Raw genomic sequence first — 19,282 nt, 5'->3', positions numbered from 1 at the left:
ACATGGCTCGAATTGCAGCGCTCCAGCGCATTCCCGATGGCCAGACTACCGGCAACGAACTGCTTCCCGTCGTCTGGCAGGGGCGGACGATGGGCGCCCCCGTCGCGCAGGTGGTTGCCCCGGCCGCGCAGCCGTTCGTCGATGCGGCTGCCAACGAGGCTCTGGCCGCCAAGCTGGCGAAGGATCAGGTCGCCGATCTCGTCCGGCCGGAGAACATCTTCGTAGACGTGGCTCTTGCCGACGCTGAAGCGGCGGTCGCGGTCGATACCACGTTCAAGCTGGTGGATACCGCATCGGGGTTCGCCGCTGTGCGCAAGCGGGGGCTGAACGGCTCCACGATGTTGTACACCGAGACGACGGGCGAACTGCTGCGCTCGCTGTCCGGGGCAGGCGCGATCGGCGGGCGCGGGCTCAATGGCACGCCGCTGACGTTGCAGCAGCTGCTCGACCGCCGAAATGTTATCCCCTTCGTCGAACTTGGCGGCAAGGCCGATTACGATCCCGAAACCGGCGAGGGTCATGACGATTCGCAGGCGTTCGACAATGCCTTGCTGATCTCGCAGGCGCTGAACATTCCGGTCGCCATCGAGTTTGCGCCGAACTCCAGGATCAAGGTCACCCGCGACATTTGGGCGTGGTCCGGCATGCGCCTGTTGGGCGACGAAGCGTACACCCCGACGATCTATGGCATCTTCACCGAATCGGGCCACCGCATCATCGCGTCCAACCCTGAGGATCCGACGCTCCTTAAGGACATCCAGATCTGGGGCATTACCCTGTATCGCGGTGGGCGGCTGCCTGACGGGGATACCCGCACCCTCCACAAGGAACACGGCCTCCTGCTCGACAACATGAACGGGTGTCACATCGACATCCGCGTTCACGGCGATGAAGGCGCGATCGGCGGTGCATGCGGTATTTCCGCCTTCTATCCGGAGAACCGCCCTTCCCAGAAATGTTTCGTGAAAGTGCAGGTCGAATACGGCGGCAACTTCGCGCTCCAGTTCGGCAACGTCAGCACCGGCACGATGGAACTGGTCAGCGGCAAGAAGTGCCATCGCGAGGTGATTGGGCTGGAGCCCTACGCGCTCGACAAGTACCGCTTCGAAGCCTCGGCGGTTGCTTCCGACGTGCTGTATTGGCCGGATCACGGCCTGCCGCTGGGCTACCCGCTGATCTACTCTCGCGAAGGCGCCACCGCGTTCTCCGGACTGGTGGCCAAGTCGAACTATTACTTCGCCGTGCCGGTGGACAAGGATCACATCCGTATCGCCGACAGCAAGGAACAGGCCCTTGCGAACGTGCCCATGGCGTTCGGCTCGGCGACCAATACCACGGACAAGCATGCCTTCATCGTGTGCGGCGTCCTGCGCAACGTCACGGTCAAGGCAAGCAATATCGACACCGGCGACGTGGTCGCGGGCGGCTCGGGTACCGGCAGCGTGATCATCACCGCGACCTCCGGCGGTTACACCGAAGGCATCAGCATCGAGCGGCTCAACATCATCGAGCGCAACCCGACCAGCGGGACGATCGGCATCGCGATCTTCGGCGCAAAGGGCTGGACGATCGATGGTGCAGAACTGGTGGGGCAGAATTCCCGCGCAGTCTGGGCGGGCAAGGGGACGGTCAACAGCATCAAGAATGCCAGTGGCGACATCAGCCCCAAGGCGCAGAACGGTGCTGCCTTCGGCCTGCAGGTTTCGTGCGAAGGTGTGATCCGAGGTGTGACGGCGCGCGAATTCAAGGGCATCGGCATTGATATCGATGGCGACGTGATCGTGGAGGAATGTCATCTGCGCTCCACCGTCGCGACCGGCCCGGCCATCACCTTCACTCAGGACAGCGAGGTCAACCGACAGCCGCTGGCTCTGCGCTGCACGGCGAAGGTCCCGGCGACGATCCCGTTCGCCACCAAGGATAGCAACGGCGCTGTAGTCGGTCCGATCCTGCGACAGGAAGGCTGTCGCAACCTCAATAACGAGCGCAATCGGATCGACTTCAAAAGCCGCTGGCGGGTGGAGCAGCAACTGGGCAAGGGATTGTCCAGTGTGGCAGCGGCCGGGACGGTGGACGCGGACAAGACCACGCTGGTGACTTTTACCAACGCCGATCCGGGGCGCGGGCAATCTACCTTTTCCGGCCGTGTGCGCATCACCGCGCGCCAGACGCTGGGCGTCAATACCAACACGGCTGTCTATGAACTGGACATCATCAAAAGCGCCGCCTCGGCAACACTGACTGTACAATTGCTTCGCTCGACCGGCCTCACAACCGGCGGTGGCCAAAGCCATCCGTCCTTCGTGTTCGGCCCCAACTCTGCAGGCGCGCTCGGCGTTGCCGTCGTCGGGCAAACCGCGACCAACCCGGCATCGCTTGGCCCACCATTGGAATGGAACTTCGATCTCGAAGTGACTGGCGATCTGGTGGCGTCGTGAGAAGCGCGCTCGACCACCTGCCGGAATGGCTCAAGCTGTCGATCGACGCCGCGTCCTTCACCGCCCTGCTGGGGAGCCTGACCGCAATGCTTCCCTCCATCGCAGGCCTGCTCACCGTCATCTGGACGCTCATGCGCATGTACGAGACCGCGCTGACGATCCGCCAGAAAACCAAGGAGATTGCCAATGCTCGATCGTCTGAAGACGCGACTGGTTAAGGACGCGAGGGACTGGTGGAAATGGTCCAGCGTGCGCTTCGCCGTTGTAGGCGGTGCGCTGGTGAGCTGGGCCGCATCCGATCCGGCCGGGCTGGTCAAGATGCTGCTGGCGCTGCCCGCTTGGGCGCGCCCGCTGGTTGGCGTGGCACTGGCCGCGACGGCCATCGGCCTGCGCCTGACCCAGCGTAAGGAGGCCGCCGATGTCCGGTAATGCCAAGGGGCTTTCGCCCACCGCAAAGGGCGGCACGCTGGCCGCGATCGTCGGCGTGCTGTCAGCCACGATGCTGCTGGTGGAGACACCGAAGGAAGAGAGCGGCCGCACTGTCACCGTCGCCGTGGCGCAGGACGGGCAGGCCAGCGTGCGGCACGTCGCCGGTCCCCAGTACCTGAAACCATACCTCGACATCGCAGGCATCCCCACGGCCTGCGATGGGATCACCGCCGGGGTGAAAATGGGCCAGCGCTATACCGAGGCGCAGTGCGCGGCGCTGCTGGAACGTGAGCTGGTGAAGCATGCAGAGGGCGTGATGCGTTGCACGCCGACGCTGTCGGGCACCGGGCGCGACTATCAGCGCACCGCTGCCGTCCTGCTGGCCTACAACATCGGTGTCGGCGGCTATTGCGGCTCCACCGTGGCGCGGCGCTTCAATGCGGGCCAGTGGCGCGCCGGTTGCGACGCCTTCGGCATGTGGAACAAGGCGCGGGTCAACGGCACGCTGCGGCCGGTTGCTGGCCTGACCGCACGGCGTGGCCGCGAGCGCGCCATCTGCATGAAGGGGCTGTGATGGCCTGGAAACTTGTCACCCTCATCGCTGGCGTTGCCAAAACCGGCCTGTCACGGCTCCTCAGGCTCATCTGGAACCATCCGTGGCCTCTGGCGTGCATAGCCTTGCTATTCCTCGTCTCGAGCCTCCGGAGCGAAAAAACAGAAGCACTTGCCCAGCGTGACGCCGCGCGCACCTCGCTCGCCAAGGAAAAGGACGGCCGCAAGGCCGACCGAGCCGATTGGGCTCGACAGGTCGCCGATGCCGTTGCCGCGAACAAGGCGGCCGAACGCAAATCACAGGAGATCGCTACCGATGCCCAAAATTCCCACGATGCGCTGGCGGCCGACAATGCTGGCCTGCGCCGCTTCATCGCTGCTAACCGCCTGCGGGGCGAAAGCCATTCCGCCACTGCCGCCGTCGCCACCGATGATCTCGGTGCCGCCGTTCCTGATGCAGCCACCACCGGCACCGTCGTGGCGACAAGCGAAGCCGACCTCGTTACCTGCGACGCGCTCTACCGCTACGCCCGCCCTGCCTACGAGTGGGCGCACGGCCTGATTGCTAAAGGGCTGGCGGCGCCGCCCGATCGTTGACGGCGCCAACCGGCATAGGGAATACCCCGCCATCCGATGGGTGGCGGGGTTTTTCGTGTCAGTAGCTGAGCCAGTCCAGCTCCGCGTCTTCCACCGCCTCGAACATGTCGCCGTCGGCGCCGCAGGCATTCAGCCGCGCGCGAACCGCATCGGGATCGCCATCGAGCGGAAAGGCAGGGTCCGCCTTCGCCGCCTTAACCAGCTTGGCGAGCAGGCCATGAGGCGGTTGACGTACCAGCCATCGACCGAACGTGCCGCGCTCGGCCGGGCTTTCCACGCGGCCCATTTCGCGCAGTCGGCTATCCTTGGGAGCGGGGGTGAAGGCGCGGAAGTCGGTTGGCTTGGTGATGTCCTGCCATGAGCCGCCACCGGCCGCGATCCGGCCGACCTCGCGGCGCAGATCGTCCAGGCTCTGTCGATGCTCGCTCATGATCTCACCCTTCGCACGGCGCGCTTCCATTCGTGCTCGCTGGGTAGCGGAAGCTGGAAGTCAGCCTCCGACCACGGCACATATTCAATCCGGACGGCGCGGACGCGGCGTCGTGAGCGCGACGTGCAAATCCGGCACCAGAAATGCCGCCGCGCTGCGGCGAACGTGTCATCCCACCGACGCTGCCGGAAATGCCACCACAGGCCATGCGGATCGAAGGTGGACGTATGCCCGCAACGGCAGACCGGCTTGACGGCATAGTGCCCGAGCGCGGCTTCAAAGATGTCAGTCGGGATCGGGCCATTCTTACCCCAGCGCATGTCCTGTCGTTCCGATTCGCATGCCTGCGAGCATGAACATAAAGAGAACATCGGCGCAAGTCGGATGCGGTTGACAGAGCCGAGCAGCGGAAGATGATAGGGCGATGTGCAACCTGTACCGCATGAACGCTTCCGGTGCCGAAGTCGCCAACCTGTTCCGCGTCGCAGCGGCACAGGGCGGTAACTTCGCGGCTGAGGTCTATCCCGGATACACCGGCCTTGTCGTGGAGGGCGGGCAGGCGCGCGCGATGAGCTGGGGCTTTCCCCTCGCCCTGCGCAGCAAGAAGACCAACGCCCTGCTCAAGCCCAAACCCGTGAACAACGCGCGCGAAGACAAGCTGGGCACGGCGTTCTGGAAGGACAGCTTCACAAAGCGCCGTTGCCTGATCCCGGTGACCGCCTGGGCGGAAGCAGAGGGCGCGAAAGGGCAGATGACGCGCACATGGTATTCCCAGCCCGATCAGCCGCTGTTCGCCGTGGCAGGCGTGTGGCGGCCGACAGCGGAGTGGGGCGATGCCTATTCGATGGTCATGGTCGATGGTTGCGAGCAGATGGCCGACGTGCATGACCGCATGCCGACAATCCTTGAGGCGTCCGAATGGGAACAGTGGACCAACGGGACGCCCGAGGAAGCGTTCGCGCTGTGCCGGGTGTGGACGGGGCCGCTGGCCGTGGATCGCACGCCCGAGCCGTGGTTCAAGGCGCGATCGGCCTTTAACGCCAGCGGCGGGCCACACCTCGTCTGATCAGGTATTCGCCCGCATCCCGTCCGTTGACGGTCAGGCGAGCAAGCGTGCGGCCGTAATCATCGGTGCCAGTGCGCTCGATCGCGACGCGGCCGGAAGCGAGGAAGGCGTCAAGCGTGGCGCGGCTGTCATCACCGGCCTGATAGTCGCACCACGGCGGGTTGCGCGAGGCTGCGAGGCGGCGCAGGGACTTCGCGGAGCACCGGGGCGATCCGGTAACCTCGGGTGCGTCAATCCCGACCAGGCGCACGCGCTCCCCATCGCACAGACGAACGGTGTCGCCGTCATGGACGGTGGCGATGCAGGCTGCGGCGGCAGCGGCCAGTATCAGGCTCATGTCAGCCTCGCCTCTGAGCGATGCGCGACTTGCCCTTCTTCACGAACAGATCGTCCAGCGCCTCTCCAAGCAGTGCCTGTATCGTCGATCCTTCCTCGGCCGCGAGGATACGCAGCTGCGACGCGACTTCGGGCGGGAAGTGCCCCCCGATCAGGCGCGTGGTGCCACGGGCTGTCTTCGCCTTCGGTTCGGCCTTGGCCTGTGATCGCGGCGCGCGCGAGGCGCGAGCGGGTTTCTGCTTCGGGGTATCGGCCGGGGCGGCTTCGCCCTGCGCTTTCGCGCGGTCCAGCATGGCTTGCAGGGAGTTGCCGGTCATCTCAGTTAGTCCGCTCATTGTATAGGGCTATAGCTGTATAGGCGTATAGCTTTGCGATTTCATCTGCTGCCACACCGGCAGGCTCAAATTCCTGCACCGCGCGGCCGGATGCCTGGGCGCGGAAGAACGACTTGCGGTTGCCGATCGTCACCGGGCAGACCGGCGCGCCTAGTTCGGTGATGGCCTCGATCGCGTCGGCCGTCTCACGGCCCTGCGGAGGCACGAACGTCAGCACGACGGCATGGGGCTTTGCCTGCTGGCGCACCACGTCCAGCGTCTGCGTCATGCTCATCGTGTCGAATACGGCGGTGCGGGTGGGGACGATCACGAAGTCTGCATGCCGGGTTGCTTCGAACGTGACATCGCGGGCGACCGCTGCACCGTCGATGATGACGAGGTCGGTCCCGGCGTCGGCGCAGGCCTTGATCATGGCGCCGATCCGGACAGGCTGGACGGATATCACGGCGGGCGTGTCACCCTCGCGCACGTCATGCCAGAACGATGCCGTGGCCTGCGGGTCGATGTCGATGATCGCTGCGCGCTTGCCGTCGCGCTCGGCCGCGACCGCGAGGCAGGTTGCGAGCGTCGTCTTTCCGACCCCGCCCTTTTGCGAAAGAACTGCGAGAACCTTCATGGGCAATCCTATAGGTGTATAGTGCTATACACTTATACACCTATAGGATTTCACTGTCCAAGGCTTTGGGCTCGCGCGTGGGCGCTATTCGCTGAGCATGTCGAAGATGATTTCGGCGATCATGTCGTGATCCTCTGGGGCGAACCCCAGCAGCACGCGCTCGGCGTACTTCGTGCGCACCGTCTTGCCAGCCTCGGTCTTCCCCACAAAATCGTGGAGGCCGTACTGGTGGGCGCGTGCCGTGCGCGCTACCAGCCCCTCGAAACCGACCGAGACGCTAGAGGGCGTGGCATTGACCTTGAACGACCGCGCCAGACGCATCTTGCGGAACATGCGGCCGCGCTTGGCGGCGCCCTTGTCAGCGGATGACCTGCGCGGCTTGCGCGGTGTCATCGCCGTGCCATCAGGCTGGATGTTGTCGGCGATCCGTTTCGCGTTCGCCTTGCGAATCTCCATTCCGATCTTGCGCGCGATGCGGCGGCGGCGCGCTGGAGACAGCTTCGCCAGTTCGTCGGCGAGGTATCCTTCAAGCTTGGTGAACCCGTCAGCCATCAGGGCGCGACCTGAAACGGCGCATCATCACCATTTACCCAGATCGAGGCGATCGGCCCCTCGTTGGCGCGCAGAGGAACGTCATCGGTCAGAAGTGGAACGTCCTCGTCCACGACGGTGAGTTGCCAGTTGCCGTCCGCCTGCCGGGCGGTGACGATCTCCACCAGCGGCAGCGTGATGGACAGGTCCACCGTACTGGCCGTGATCGCCACGACTTCGAAGGCGAAGCCGGGTCCGTTCGCCGCCAGCAATGAAGGCTGGAAGTCGCGGAGCCATTCGGTGATGGCGAAGAACAGCACGGCGGGTTCGCCGGTATAGTTTTCCGCGTAGATGCTGAGTTCGTATTCCCACGCAAAGCCGTGCTGGCGGCCATTGGTGGCGCGCACGCTGCCCTTCTCAACCCACATGTCCAGGCGGTCAGGATCGACGGCATATTCCGGGGCCATCGCGACGATCGCTTCGCGCAGGAGGGCTGGCTTCTTCATCGGGTCAGTCCCATGCGTTGATCGTCTGCAGCATCACGGCGGCGGCGGGCGGTGGATCGGGCAGCGTGACCAAAGTGCCTTCGGGGAGGATGGTGCCGAGGGCGGCAAGGCCGGGGTTAAGCGCATAGGCCTGCTCGACCACGCCGCCTTCCGTGGTGCCGAGCACACGCCAGCAGATGCGTTCGAGCGTATCGCCCTGGAGCGCGGCGGCCGTGGAGGTCACTGCCGGGCGACCTTGTCAATGAAGGCAAGGAAATCCCGTTCAACCGCGTATCCATCAGTCCCATCGGGAGTGTTTTCCCGGCCGAGCCGAATTCGGTGACCATTGCGCATTGATACGACGAATTCCGGCCCCTCGTTGCCGTCCTGTTCGACTGTCCAGTGCGAGACCTGTTCGAGCACGAACGCTGTTACGCCACAGCGGTAAATGCGCATGGTGAACATCAGATCAACTCCACTACGGTGCGGGTGACACCGAGGATGTCGCGCACGGCGTGGGTGGCGCGGCGCAGGTATTCCTCGGCCGTGGTGGCTTCGGTTTCGGCGCGGGCCTGACCGTCCTGCGTTGCGGTCAAGTCGCGGTGCGTTTCCGACAGTTCGGCCGCCGCGTGGAAGCGCACGGCGCGGGTGTAGATCAGCGTCAGGCGGTGGATGCCGTCGATCTTCCGTTCCGGCTCGATGGCCTGCAGATTGGCTGCGCCCGAGCGCTCCCACCCGGCGCGCCAGTCTGCGAGTTCCCCTTCCACGGTGACCTGCGCGCCATGGATCGCGCCGCGCAAGCGAGGGTGGGTGACCATTTCGCCCAAACGTAAGGCATCGCGCATATCGTTGCAGTCGATGTCCGGATACCAGCCATCGCCGCCCACTACGCTGTTGGCCGGACTGGCTGGTTTGCGCGGCACGGCGATGAATGACGACATGGTCTACCTCGGAGAAAGGGGTGGGGGGTGAGGCGCAGGGGGCGGATTGGGCTGATGCCGTCCGCTCCTGTTCCGCCCCCCGGCGCGGGTGGCGCAGCTGGTTACGCAGGCGGTGTGGAATCGGGGGTAGCGAGCTTCTTCAGCTCGGCCTCTATCGCCTGCTTGAGTTTCTTTGCGCCGCAGCCAGCGTGGAGTGCGATCGCGCGCTCCAGATGCTTGATGGCGGCGGCGAGGAGAGCGGGCTTTCCGCCTGCAACGGCGCTCTCCGCGTTTGGATCGAAGGCGTCGGCGCGCGCCTTGAAGGCAAGGCCAAGGGCCTTTTCCAGCTTGGCGCGGACCTGATCGAAGATGTCGGCATCGGACACAAGACCGGCCGTTGCGTGGAGGACTTCCAGCGAGACGGTGCCGGGCTCAGCTATGCCCGCTTCGGCTACCTGCTCCGCAAAGAGAGTGGCGGGGGTGCGGGTGTAGGGCTGGGGCATTTCGATCCCGGCGAGGAGGACATACTCCCCCAGCTTGAGCGCCAGCGGCCAATCCTGAATATCGACGGCCCACACCATCATGGTCGCCACGATCTCGTCTTGCGCACCGGCGCCCGCGTCGGCCGCGCCTTCGACCCATGCGCGGTACTTGCCGATCATCTCGCGCTTGGTGGCGATCTTCCGTTCCGTCCCCTGAATGTTGCGCAGGGCGTTGAGGTCGATGCCGAGGGCGGCCAGCAGCAGCTGGTATTCGGTGGCGACGGGGCCTTCGGCGGGCATCGGCGCAGCAGAGCCGGATGCGGGGGCGGCGTCGGGACGCGATGCGGCAGCCAGCTTGCGCTGGAAGCTGGCCTGTGCGGGGGAAATGCGAGGAGGCATGGCGGGCTCCGTGAATGGGGGAAACCTGCCCCGCCCGGTGGGATCACACGGGCCGGGCGGGGGCAGGGAAGGCGGCAGCGAAACGTACCGGGGACCGCCGCCTTTTGTCGGGTTACTCGGCGGGCATCGGTTCGATGTTCTCGACCAGGCAGGCGTAATCGAGGTCTTCGATCACGTAGGATTCGTTCGACGAGTTGTAGTCGGTCACCTGATCCAGCTCGGGCTCGTCCTTGATGAGCCGGCGCTGCTTGCCCTCCTGATAGTAGATCGAGAGGTTGTCGAAGCGGGTGATCAGCACCTTGCCGTTCGGGAAGCCCGGCACGCGCGCGGCGGGCAGGCCCCCAAGGCGCTTGGTCGACATGATGACATCGCGTGCGAGCTGCTCGGTCGGAGCATCAGCCGAGTTGATCATCGGGAAGTACTTGTCGTGCAGCAGGTCGCCGCCGACAATGGCGACAAGTTCCGTGTCGTCCTTGGCCCAGCTTGCAAGCAGGGTTTCCTTGGCATCCCACACAAGCGCATCGAGCGTCAGGTAATCGCCGCCGGGGCCGTAGGTCACCTTGCCCGCGACGGCGCCTTCGTCGAGCACGCGAGCGTCATTCTCCAGACGCATCTTCTGCAGCCAACCGACATTGACGTCCGACAGCAGCGGGGTGGTTTCCGGATTGGTGGTAGCGGTGGCGACGGCGGTCAGGCCGTTGAAGCCGATCAGGATACGATCGAGGGCGAAGCGCTTGACGTTGTTGTCGCGCCAGAGCGTTTCGAACTCGGGGAACTTGGCCCACATGTCGATCTTGCCGTAGCGGATCGCCACGTCGAAGTTGGTCTGGACGCACTCGTAGGCGCGATCATCCATCACGCTCGGATCGCGGCCAGCGCGGCGGGTGCCGCCAGCGGTGTTGGTGCGGCTTGCGATCGGGCTGCCGACGCCGAGGCCGAGGAGTTCGCCCTTCATCTCGTCAACCGGGCTGACGTTGATGAGCGTCAGGAACGCGCTCGATTCCTGCACGCGCTGCTGGAGCTTCTGCTGGACGGAGGGTGCGACGGCGAACTTGCGGCGCTGTGCCGTCTCCGCCGTAACGCCGTTCAGCGAGGCGATGTTCTCGACCATCGCATTGAACAGGGCGACAGTTTCATTCTTCATGGGTGTGGTCCTTGGACGGAGAGGGGCAGGCGTCGCGGGGAGAGGGGCTGGATCAGCAGTCGGTGCGAACGGCAGCAGAGCCACCGGTTGCGGGCGTCCGCTGGGTGAAATTGCGCTCGGGCGTCGCATCGACCTTCGCGGTCAGGGCAGTCAGGTCGGCGGTGATCTTCGACAGCGCGGCGGTGCTATCGGTCGAGATCTTGTTGATCGCCGCCGTCATCTGGCCGAACATCGCGCCGAATGCGGCCATCGCATCGCCGGGGATGGGGGCAGGGTCCGCAGCGGGAGCCACAGGCGGGGTGACGGGCTGCGTGGCTTCCTCGGGCTTCGTGGTGAAGCGGTCGAAGAAGGCCTTGGCCGAAGCGAACAGGCCGGTGGGATCGGGGTTGGCCTCTGTCTGCTCGGTCGCGAAGATTTCCTGCGGGATTTCGTGCGCCTGGCACAGCAGGTTGTCGGCGGCGAGCTTGCGGTTCGAATAGAAGCCGGGCGTCTTCGCGGCGAACTCCAGCGCCTCGGTGCCGAACGACGCGGGGCTGTCAGTTGCGGCAATGCCGACAAGGTACGCCTTGCCGGAGCCCCGGCAGTTCTGCCCGATCTCGATCGACGAGTAGAGCTTCTGCTTCTTCTTGTTGATCTCCACGAAGGCGGGGAGCGGCTTGACGGCGGCGAAGAGTGCCATGACTTTCTGCGTGGTGTTGCCCACCGGCAGGTCGATTTCCTCGGCCTTCACGGCGGTAACGTCGCCCAGCATGTCGAACGGACCACCTGGCACGATGCCGCGGAAGTGCTCCATGTTGATGCGCACGCCGTAGAGCGCGGTGTTGAACGTCTCCGCGCAGTCGAGGATGTCCTGCCGCGTGATCTTGCGGCCATCGGTCGTGTCGCCTTCTACGGCCACGCGGAAAAAGCGGTCTGCCATCGGTGTGCTCCGGTCCTTCGGGTTCGCGGCCGCTGCCCGGTGGAACTTGGGCTGGCCTAACTGACTGAAGCCAAAGGACAGGTTTGGAGGCTTCTTCGCAACGCGCGCGCGTTGTGGGCGCCGCGCTCCACAACCCCACCCGTTCGATCGCGGCCGATTTCGCCCGTAGCATGGCCCCATGGCGAGCAAGACGGCACGGATCGAGGACGAAGCGGACGCGGGTGAAAAGCCTGCGGTCGGAGCCGTGCCTGCGATCGTCGCGCGGCGCACGATGGCGCGTTCGCTGTTCTGGCGGGGCTGGACTGTCCAGCAGATCGCCGACGACATGGAGCTGCCCTACGCCACCGTCTATTCGTGGAAGGTGCGGCACAAGTGGGACGACGCGCCCGCCATCCAGCGCGCCGAGGAAGGCACGCTGGAGCGCTACCTGACGCTGCTGGCCAAGGACAACAAGACCAGCGGCGACTTCAAGGAAATTGACCTGATCGGCCGCCAGTTCGAGCGTCTGGCGCGCGTCGCGCGCTACGCCGACGGCGGCAACGAGGCGGACCTCAATCCGGGGCGCTCGAACGGTGCGAAGGCGACCAACGCCAAGAAAGAGAAGGCGAAAAACCTCCTCACGCGCGACATGCTGGCCAAGCTGCGCGCGGATCTCGAAGGCGGGCTGTTCGGCCACCAGCGCGACTGGCTGGAGACGACATCACAGCGAACGCGCATGATCCTCAAATCTCGGCAGATCGGCGCGACGTGGTACTTCGCGCGCGAACGCCTGCTGGTGGCGCTGGAGACCGGCAAGAGCCAGATTTTCATTTCCGCCTCACGGGCGCAGGCGAACATCTTCCGCAACTACATCGTGCAGTGGGTGCAGAAGGTCTGCGGCATCGCCCTGTCTGGCGATCCCATGGTGATCCAGCGTGGCGAGGACGAAGACGGCGAGCCGCTGGAGGCGGTGACGCTCTATTTCCTCGGCACGAACTACCGCACGGCGCAGGGGTATACCGGCGATGTCATCATCGACGAGTGCTTCTGGATTTACGGGTTCGAGGAGCTGTTCAAGGTCGCGTCGGCCATAGCGACGCACGAACACTTCACCCGAACGCTGTTCTCGACCCCAAGCACGCTTGCCCACGAAGCCTATCCCATGTGGACGGGAGAGCGCGTCAACCGGCAGCGAGCAAAAGCAGACCGCTTCAAGATCGATGTCAGCCACGAGGCCCTGAAGCGCGGTGAGCTGGGCGCGGACGGCATCTGGCGCCAGATCGTCACGGTGCATGACGCGATCGAGGGCGGCTTCAGTTTCGTCAAGCTGGAGCAGTTGCAGCTCGATTACTCGCCGGACGAGTTCGACAACCTTTTCCGCTGCATCTTCCTTGATGACAGCCAGTCCATGTTCCCCTTCGCGCTCATGCGGCGCTGCATGGTCGACAGCTGGGACAAGTGGGAGAAGGACTTCCAACCGTACGCCCTGCGGCCCTACGAGGGCGAAGTGTGGCTGGGGTACGATCCCAACGCCAGCGAGAGCGCGACGGCAGACGATGCCGCCTTGGTCGCAATCGCCGCGCCGACGACGCCGGGGGGCAAGTTCCGCATCCTCGAAAAGCAGCGCCTCAAGGGCCTCGACTTCGCGGGGCAGGCCGCCGCCATCAAGGCGATGTTTGGCAAGTACAACGTCACCAAGATTGCAATCGACGTGTCTGGCGCGGGCAGGGCGGTGCACCAGCTGGTGTGTAAATGGTTCCCCGACGCGGTGGCGATCACATATTCCGTGGCGACGAAGACGGCGATGGTCCTGAAGGCGAAGAACGTCATCAGCAGCGGTCGCCTCGAGTTTGAGGCCGGGTGGCTGGACATGATGGCCGCTTTCATGGCGATCCGGCCCGAGCTGACCAAGCACGGCATCACTTACGTTGCGCATCGCGCCGGGGGCGTCGGCCATGCCGACTTGGCCTTCGCCGTGATGCACGCCCTTTTCTTCGAACCGCTCGACATTCTCGAAACCGACGAAGGCGGCTCTACCCTGGAGATTTTCCCATGACCGAGCAGGCCAACCTGCCCGCCACTATCGACGCGCCCGAAACCGGCATGGCGTTCACATTCGGCGAGCCGGAGAGCGTGATTGACCGGCGCGAGGTGTTCGACCTTTTCGAGGTGGCGCACAACGGCAAGTGGTACGAGCCGCCGATCTCGCTGGCGGGTCTCGGCCGGACCTATCGAATGGCTCCGCATCATCAGTCGGCGATCGTTCTCAAGCGCAACCTGCTGGTGGCCAGCTTCGTGCCGAGCGCGCTGTTTCCGAAGGCCGAGTTCGCCCGGTGGGCGCTGGACTGGCTCGTCATGGGCAACGCTTATCTTGAGCGGGTGAACGACCGCGTCGGCCGCGCGGCCGGGGTTCAGTGCTCACCCGCTGCGTATACGCGGGTAGGGATCAAGCCGGGGCAGTTCTGGTGGGTGCCCCGTGCCTATGCGATGTCGGGCGCGGTGGAGTACCCGGCCGGGGCGATCCACCACCTGTCCGAACCGGACCCGATGCAGGAAATTTATGGGATGCCGGAGTACCTTTCTGCGCTGCAATCCGGCCTGCTGAACGAGAGCGCGACGCTGTTCCGGCGCAAGTATTACAAAAATGGCTCCCACGCGGGTTACATCCTGTGCATCACCGACGAGAGTCTGTCCGACAAGGACAGCAAGGCCATCCGGCAGGCGATGCGCGACAGCAAGGGGCCGGGCAATTTCCGCAACTTCTTCCTCCATCTGCCCAAGGGCAAGGAGGGCAGCGTCAAAATCCACCCCATCGCCACGGTCGGCGCCAACGACGAATTTCTGAACATCAAGAACGTCACGGCCGAGGATATGCTGTGCGCCCACCGCGTGCCGCCCCAGTTGATCGGCGTGGTGCCGAAGAACACGGCCGGGTTCGGCAACGTGAAGGACGCGGCTGCGATGTTCTACGAGATGGAGATCGTGCCCATTCAGGAGCGCATGCGCGAGGTGAATGCGTGGCTGGGCACCGAGGCCGTCCGCTTTGAACGGCCTGCCATGGCGCTCGCGCCGACCGCCTAGAGAGTTCTCCCTGCCGGTTGAGGCGGGGGACAGGGGCGTTGCTGCGCCCATGTCCGACGATGCCTGCTCGTCATGATCCCACTCGGTCCCGCCATGGGGCCATCCCGCCTACCGACTCGGCGCGGGAACAAATAAGGAACATATGTAATGCTGTCGAGCCCCATTTCCGCCCTCCAGGCGGTGGAGCCCGTTCGCCCGCTCGCGCCGTACATCGGCGGCAAGCGCCAGCTGGCCAAGCGCCTGGTCGCGCTGATCAATTCGATCGAGCACACCACCTATGCCGAGGTGTTTGTCGGCATGGGCGGCGTCTTCCTGCGCCGGGATCACAAGCCGAAGGCCGAGGTTATCAACGATTGGTCGGAGGACGTGGCGACGTTCTTCCGCGTGATCCAGCACCACTATGTGGCGTTCCTCGACATGATCCGGTTCCAGATCGGCGGACGCGCCGGGTTCGAGAAGCTGCTCGCGCTGGAGCCCAGCTCGCTGACCGACATGCACCGGGCGGCGCGGTTCCTCTACCTGCAGCGCCTTGCGTTCGGCGGGAAGGTCAGCGGCAAGAATTTCGGCGTGTGTGTCGAGCGGCCGTCGCGGTTCGACGTGACGAAGGTCGCGCCTATGATCGAGGCCGTGCACGAACGCCTTGCCGGGGTGACGATCGAGCGCCTGCCGTGGTCGGACTTCATCGCGCGCTATGACCGGCCGGGGACGCTGTTCTACCTCGATCCGCCGTACTACGGCAGCGAGGGCGACTATGGCCGCGACCTGTTCGATCGCGGGCAGTTCGAGATCATGGCCGAGCAGCTGCGCGCCGTGCGCGGCCGCTTCATCCTGTCGCTGAATGACCATCCCGAGGTGCGCCGCATCTTCGCCGGGTTCCAGTTCCGGGATGAGAAGCTGACTTACTCGGTGGGAGCTGGGGCGGCGAAGTCGGTCGGGGAGGTCATCATCACGAACCGATCGGCGCAAAGTGTTGTAGCCTAAACACCACGCGTCATTCATGCTTTCGTTGTATCAGAGCTAGGAGGCCAAATGAGCAGAAATTTTGTATTCACAGTTAAGGAACGTGATGCGGGCGAGCCGTGCTTTTTGTTGTTAGAGCCGCACGTCGATATCGGATTGCCTAACGGTAAGTCGATCACACTGGATTTGCCTAACGGTAGCGACCTCGGCGATGCAAAAGAATTGGCAAGAGTGCTGAACGCATCCGTTGCGGCGGTTCGCCTCAACTGATTGGCGGCAAGCAATGTCAGGGGCTGGGGGGCAACCTCCGGCCCCTTTTTCATGCTCGGCGGGTGCCGCTTGCATGTCTCTCGAATGAAAGAATGTTGCTCGCGGCAGCAACGCCGATCCCCCTACGGTCACCCCGCGCGCGGCGCTTGCCCCCACGCCTCGCCTCCACGCTCTTTGGGCCGGATTTTCGCACGCGAGATCGTCATTGCGCACCCCGGAAAGCCGGTTCGTGGGCCGATCCTCGGCCGGGGACGCCGCTTCGCGTCGCCTTGGCGCTTTTTTGCACGCGCCTTCCGGTTACGCGCCAGTTTGGAAATGGCAGATTGATGCAGTCGCGCGCCCTAATTGATGTCAGGCCGTTTGCTTCAAAGCTTTGAGGAACTGGGCAGCAGGGAAGGTCCGATTTCCGAACGGGAGAGGTTGGGATGCGGCGACAGAAAACATCGCCTCGCCAATCTCTTCGACGCCCATTTTGCGCGCTGTTTCAAGCAACACCAACGCTCGCTCGCCCATAACGCTGGCGTGATCCTCGTCGTGACCCTGATCCCGCAGTTCATGACATGCGTCGACCAACGCTCGTTCCATAGGTCCGAAGCTGGCGGCGAAGTCGTAATCATCGCGCGTAATGGTGCCAAGGCCTGGAAGACGCACCGAGGGCTGGGCAATTTTGCTTAAAAGCACTTCGTGCGCAGACTTAAGCTCACTCACCGTCACGATAGGAACGCCGCTCTTTAGCCTTGCTTGTCTCGACATCTTAACCTCGGATTTCAATAGGAAATCAGACAATACCCTGACCACATTTCCGCATAAACCGCCATGGGAAGTTTGGCACGGCCTTTGCTCTTGCCCCCCCGGATACCCTGGGCGGCGCAGCCGCCCTTGCGCGCCATCTCCGATGACGCTTCGCTGAGTGCGGGGAACTAACTTCTAGGCATGGGGGCAATACAAACTTGACGCCTGAGGGCGCCCTAAGCGCCCTCAGTCCTTTCTCTTAAAGTTCTGGAGCCGGGGTACAATGCCAAGTTGGCACTCGCACTAGGTGCAGAAGAAAGACCGAGCATTTCCGCGTGTTCCCGGCGTGCATCGCCATCATCGCCGTACATGTGAGAGGCAATGGCAGCGGTCGATGCGCCAGCGAGTGAGCGGCGCTCGGCCTGCTCGCCTCGGCCACTGCCATTCCATGCGCTGGTCAGGCCTTTCAACATGCGTTCCGCCTTGATGGCCATGCGGTTGGGCACCGGGCCTGATCCCTGCAGAACCTTGCCGACCTCGCGCAGCTTGTTGCCTAGCTTCTGCCGGAGGGTACGAATCATCTCGATCGGAAGCTCTGTAAGGTTGATAAAATAAGAGTTGCTCGTCTGATGTCGCTGTGGGCCTTCGCCCTTCGCATTGCCCGTCTTCACCGTACGGCGTACCCAGTCGATAATCTTAAGGGAACGCAGGACTTCCAACTGACGCACAACGGTGCGCCTGGATAAGCCGCATTTGTCTGTGATGGTGTTGAGGCTGGGGTCGCACCGAGCAGTTTTCTTGTCCATCAGGCTGAGGAGGGTGCGCAAGATGCGATCCGCATTTGAAGAAATGGGCAAAGTTTTTCCAGCCTCGCGCGTGTGTTGCGAGTATTTCTGGACGGTTGCGCTGTAGACTTCGCTGAACTTGAAGAAGTGCGCGTCCTTCTCGCTAGGGGTCCAGCAGACGTTGGACACTTGCGCGCGCGCATCGTCGATGTCGTAGCTACGACGCCACGGCCCCCGCGCTTCGCTTCCGCCCTGAGCCTGCGCGAGCAGCGCGCCGATTGACGACGCGCTCACGTCCGGTCTCCCCGGACTTCGCGCGCCATGGCCGGTGTTCCGGCAACAGCAAGTGTGGCTCGGCCGTGCCTTCCATCAGCAAGTCGGCCCACTGTTGCGCCAGCTCGCGCCGACGGGGCCGATACATGGCGCGGTTGTAGATCGGCTCGACGCCTTGCTGTGCGTGCGCAAGCATGAGGTCGATGATGGCGCGGTCGCGCTCCTGATCCTCCAGCGCGGCACGTTCGTTCATCACCGTCGAGAAGGTCGATCGCCAGCCATGCGGCACGTGAATGCCGGTGAAGCCCGCTTCCCGATAGAGCTTGCTCAGCGTGCTGTCGCTGATCGGCTTCTTCCAGCCTCCCACGCCGGGGAACAGCCAGAATGGCCCGTCGTTCGAACGACAGGCCGGGCTCTCCGAAATCGCAGCCCGCGCCGTCGCGGCAGCTTGCTGCGACAGCGGGATGACGAACTCCCACGTGATGTCGCGCTTCTGCCTGCGCGTGAGCTTCATCTTGGACGCAGGGATACGCCAGATGGGATCGGGACCGTCCAGCCCCTCGAACTCGTCTCGCTCTGCCAGTCGCGCTACGCCCGGCCGCGCTGCCGTCAGCGCGAGCAGCCGCGAGGCAAGCAGGGTTGACCAGTACGTCCCCGGTAGTGCCTCGATTTCCGTGAGCAGCTTCTGCGCCTGGACAACCTGCACCATAGCCGGGCGCAAACGTGAATCGGTCGGGACCAATGCCTTCTTGATGATCGCTGCCGGATCGGCTTCCGCCACGCCTGACGAGATTGCCCACACGAACACGTCCGAGACGTGATTGCGCACGCGGTGCGCCATGTCGTGGGCGCCGTGCTTCTCGATCTTGCGGATCATTTCGAGCACCATCGGCGCGGTGATACTCCGGATGGCCTTCGACCCGAGCGACGGGAAGACATGCTTCTCCAGTCTGCTGAGGATAGCCGCACCGTAGCGTGGAGTGAGTGACCCCTGCTTCACTTGGTGCCAGGCACGCGCCACCTTCTCGAAGCTGTCGAGGGCGTCGGCGATCGCCTGCGCTTTGCGCTGCTGCTTCTCGGCCGAGGGGTCGATACCGTCGCGGACTTGCATCTGCGCCCGATCGCGCGCGGCACGGGCTTGTGTGATGGAGACCTCCGGATACGGACCGATGGCCAGCACCTTCTCCTTCCGCGCGAAGCGATACTTCAAGCGCCAGAGCTTGGAGCCGTTCGGCCGGACGAGAAGGTAGAGCCCCCGCTCGTCCGAAATCTTCCGATCCTTCTCGCCCGGCACCGCCTTTCGGCAGGCTGCGTCCGTCAGCAAGCGCCGATACCCCCGATACCCCCACGAGTACCCCCGCGAAGGGTGCGCTTGGGTGAGACAGGGTGAGACGGCATGAGACGCGAATGCCAGAAAAACCGACGCAAAAGCAAGGGGCTTGCGCTTCGGCGAGACGGGATGATTTTGGAGATTGGATGCCCCGCGAGGAGGCAGATCGGGCTGATTGCAGGGGTCTTCGGGC

25 protein-coding genes are annotated in these 19,282 nt (G+C 64.2%); 10 read left to right on the top strand and 15 right to left on the bottom strand.

Annotated elements, in window-relative coordinates; genetic code table 11:
- The first annotated feature begins 2 nt into the window (after positions 1 to 2).
- The 5 genes from ACODRZ_RS03255 to ACODRZ_RS03235 are packed head-to-tail and all read left to right on the top strand — an operon-like array spanning position 3 to position 4,016.
- Positions 3 to 2,438: a hypothetical protein gene (locus ACODRZ_RS03255; RefSeq protein ID WP_488969430.1), complete on the top strand. Its 2,436-nt coding sequence runs from the start codon at positions 3 to 5 to the stop codon at positions 2,436 to 2,438.
- Complete coding sequence (locus tag ACODRZ_RS03250; protein ID WP_488969429.1) at positions 2,435 to 2,656, top strand: hypothetical protein; 222 nt, start codon at positions 2,435 to 2,437, stop codon at positions 2,654 to 2,656. Before ACODRZ_RS03255 ends, ACODRZ_RS03250 begins: the two co-directional genes overlap by 4 nt.
- Positions 2,625 to 2,867, top strand: coding sequence for a DUF7940 domain-containing protein (locus tag ACODRZ_RS03245; protein WP_488969428.1), 243 nt, complete (start codon positions 2,625 to 2,627; stop codon positions 2,865 to 2,867). Before ACODRZ_RS03250 ends, ACODRZ_RS03245 begins: the two co-directional genes overlap by 32 nt.
- Positions 2,857 to 3,441, top strand: a complete 585-nt coding sequence (locus ACODRZ_RS03240; protein ID WP_488969427.1) for a lysozyme — start codon at positions 2,857 to 2,859, stop codon at positions 3,439 to 3,441. Before ACODRZ_RS03245 ends, ACODRZ_RS03240 begins: the two co-directional genes overlap by 11 nt.
- Positions 3,441 to 4,016 carry a hypothetical protein gene (locus tag ACODRZ_RS03235; RefSeq protein ID WP_488969426.1) on the top strand — a complete coding sequence of 192 codons (576 nt, stop codon included), beginning with the start codon at positions 3,441 to 3,443 and terminating at the stop codon, positions 4,014 to 4,016. The genes ACODRZ_RS03240 and ACODRZ_RS03235 overlap by 1 nt, the downstream gene beginning before the upstream one ends.
- A 58-nt stretch (positions 4,017 to 4,074) precedes the next feature.
- Here the strand turns inward: ACODRZ_RS03235 and ACODRZ_RS03230 are convergent, their stop codons facing one another.
- On the bottom strand, positions 4,075 to 4,446 hold the full coding sequence (locus ACODRZ_RS03230) for a hypothetical protein (protein WP_488969425.1): 372 nt from the start codon (positions 4,444 to 4,446) through the stop codon (positions 4,075 to 4,077).
- Positions 4,447 to 4,870: 424 nt separating this feature from the next.
- On the opposite strand from ACODRZ_RS03230, the gene ACODRZ_RS03225 reads away from it, so the two are divergent.
- A complete protein-coding gene (locus ACODRZ_RS03225) occupies positions 4,871 to 5,512 on the top strand; it encodes an SOS response-associated peptidase (protein ID WP_488969424.1) in 642 nt (213 codons plus the stop codon).
- On the opposite strand, the gene ACODRZ_RS03220 is transcribed toward ACODRZ_RS03225, so the two are convergent.
- The 11 genes from ACODRZ_RS03220 to ACODRZ_RS03170 form a co-directional block, all read right to left on the bottom strand.
- Positions 5,481 to 5,849 (bottom strand): thermonuclease family protein, encoded by a 369-nt coding sequence (locus tag ACODRZ_RS03220; protein WP_488969423.1) that lies wholly within the window; start codon positions 5,847 to 5,849, stop codon positions 5,481 to 5,483. The genes ACODRZ_RS03225 and ACODRZ_RS03220 overlap by 32 nt on opposite strands.
- Position 5,850: 1 nt before the next feature.
- The gene (locus ACODRZ_RS03215) at positions 5,851 to 6,165 is read right to left on the bottom strand and encodes a ribbon-helix-helix domain-containing protein (protein WP_488969422.1); all 315 of its coding nucleotides are present in this window, start codon (positions 6,163 to 6,165) and stop codon (positions 5,851 to 5,853) included.
- Position 6,166: 1 nt separating this feature from the next.
- Complete coding sequence (locus ACODRZ_RS03210) at positions 6,167 to 6,799, bottom strand: nucleotide-binding protein (protein WP_488969421.1); 633 nt, start codon at positions 6,797 to 6,799, stop codon at positions 6,167 to 6,169.
- Positions 6,800 to 6,883: 84 nt separating this feature from the next.
- Positions 6,884 to 7,351, bottom strand: a complete 468-nt coding sequence (locus ACODRZ_RS03205; protein WP_488969420.1) for a phage virion morphogenesis protein — start codon at positions 7,349 to 7,351, stop codon at positions 6,884 to 6,886.
- Positions 7,351 to 7,836, bottom strand: a complete 486-nt coding sequence (locus tag ACODRZ_RS03200) for a phage tail protein (RefSeq protein ID WP_488969419.1) — start codon at positions 7,834 to 7,836, stop codon at positions 7,351 to 7,353. The genes ACODRZ_RS03205 and ACODRZ_RS03200 overlap by 1 nt, the downstream gene beginning before the upstream one ends.
- 4 nt (positions 7,837 to 7,840) lie before the next feature.
- Positions 7,841 to 8,059: a tail protein X gene (locus tag ACODRZ_RS03195; protein WP_488969418.1), complete on the bottom strand. Its 219-nt coding sequence runs from the start codon at positions 8,057 to 8,059 to the stop codon at positions 7,841 to 7,843.
- On the bottom strand, positions 8,056 to 8,280 hold the full coding sequence (locus tag ACODRZ_RS03190; RefSeq protein WP_488969417.1) for a hypothetical protein: 225 nt from the start codon (positions 8,278 to 8,280) through the stop codon (positions 8,056 to 8,058). The genes ACODRZ_RS03195 and ACODRZ_RS03190 overlap by 4 nt, the downstream gene beginning before the upstream one ends.
- Entirely contained in the window at positions 8,280 to 8,756 is a 477-nt protein-coding gene (locus ACODRZ_RS03185; protein WP_488969416.1) for a head completion/stabilization protein, read from the bottom strand. The genes ACODRZ_RS03190 and ACODRZ_RS03185 overlap by 1 nt, the downstream gene beginning before the upstream one ends.
- Positions 8,757 to 8,857: 101 nt before the next feature.
- Positions 8,858 to 9,616, bottom strand: coding sequence for a phage terminase small subunit (gene gpM, locus ACODRZ_RS03180; protein ID WP_488969415.1), 759 nt, complete (start codon positions 9,614 to 9,616; stop codon positions 8,858 to 8,860).
- Positions 9,617 to 9,728: 112 nt separating this feature from the next.
- Complete coding sequence (locus ACODRZ_RS03175; protein ID WP_488969414.1) at positions 9,729 to 10,760, bottom strand: phage major capsid protein, P2 family; 1,032 nt, start codon at positions 10,758 to 10,760, stop codon at positions 9,729 to 9,731.
- A gap of 52 nt (positions 10,761 to 10,812) precedes the next feature.
- A complete protein-coding gene (locus ACODRZ_RS03170) occupies positions 10,813 to 11,679 on the bottom strand; it encodes a GPO family capsid scaffolding protein (protein WP_488969413.1) in 867 nt (288 codons plus the stop codon).
- 178 nt (positions 11,680 to 11,857) lie between these two features.
- On the opposite strand from ACODRZ_RS03170, the gene ACODRZ_RS03165 reads away from it, so the two are divergent.
- The 4 genes from ACODRZ_RS03165 (at position 11,858) to ACODRZ_RS03150 (ending at position 15,969) form a co-directional block, all read left to right on the top strand.
- Positions 11,858 to 13,714: a terminase large subunit domain-containing protein gene (locus ACODRZ_RS03165; protein ID WP_488969412.1), complete on the top strand. Its 1,857-nt coding sequence runs from the start codon at positions 11,858 to 11,860 to the stop codon at positions 13,712 to 13,714.
- Complete coding sequence (locus tag ACODRZ_RS03160) at positions 13,711 to 14,739, top strand: phage portal protein (RefSeq protein ID WP_488969411.1); 1,029 nt, start codon at positions 13,711 to 13,713, stop codon at positions 14,737 to 14,739. The genes ACODRZ_RS03165 and ACODRZ_RS03160 overlap by 4 nt, the downstream gene beginning before the upstream one ends.
- Positions 14,740 to 14,886: 147 nt before the next feature.
- Positions 14,887 to 15,720 carry a DNA adenine methylase gene (locus ACODRZ_RS03155; RefSeq protein ID WP_488969410.1) on the top strand — a complete coding sequence of 278 codons (834 nt, stop codon included), beginning with the start codon at positions 14,887 to 14,889 and terminating at the stop codon, positions 15,718 to 15,720.
- A 48-nt stretch (positions 15,721 to 15,768) separates the two neighbouring features.
- On the top strand, positions 15,769 to 15,969 hold the full coding sequence (locus ACODRZ_RS03150; RefSeq protein WP_488969409.1) for a hypothetical protein: 201 nt from the start codon (positions 15,769 to 15,771) through the stop codon (positions 15,967 to 15,969).
- A gap of 351 nt (positions 15,970 to 16,320) precedes the next feature.
- Here the strand turns inward: ACODRZ_RS03150 and ACODRZ_RS03145 are convergent, their stop codons facing one another.
- The 3 genes from ACODRZ_RS03145 to ACODRZ_RS03135 all read right to left on the bottom strand — a co-directional run bounded on the left by ACODRZ_RS03145 (position 16,321) and on the right by ACODRZ_RS03135 (position 19,083).
- The gene (locus tag ACODRZ_RS03145) at positions 16,321 to 16,755 is read right to left on the bottom strand and encodes a hypothetical protein (protein ID WP_488969408.1); all 435 of its coding nucleotides are present in this window, start codon (positions 16,753 to 16,755) and stop codon (positions 16,321 to 16,323) included.
- Between the two features lie 182 nt (positions 16,756 to 16,937).
- Positions 16,938 to 17,780, bottom strand: a complete 843-nt coding sequence (locus tag ACODRZ_RS03140) for a helix-turn-helix domain-containing protein (RefSeq protein WP_488969407.1) — start codon at positions 17,778 to 17,780, stop codon at positions 16,938 to 16,940.
- Positions 17,704 to 19,083: a tyrosine-type recombinase/integrase gene (locus ACODRZ_RS03135; RefSeq protein WP_488969406.1), complete on the bottom strand. Its 1,380-nt coding sequence runs from the start codon at positions 19,081 to 19,083 to the stop codon at positions 17,704 to 17,706. Before ACODRZ_RS03135 ends, ACODRZ_RS03140 begins: the two co-directional genes overlap by 77 nt.
- Positions 19,084 to 19,282: the final 199 nt, after the last annotated feature.

The organism is Novosphingobium sp. FG90 (assembly GCF_057808725.1).
This window is presented reverse-complemented; position numbering and strand designations above follow the sequence as displayed.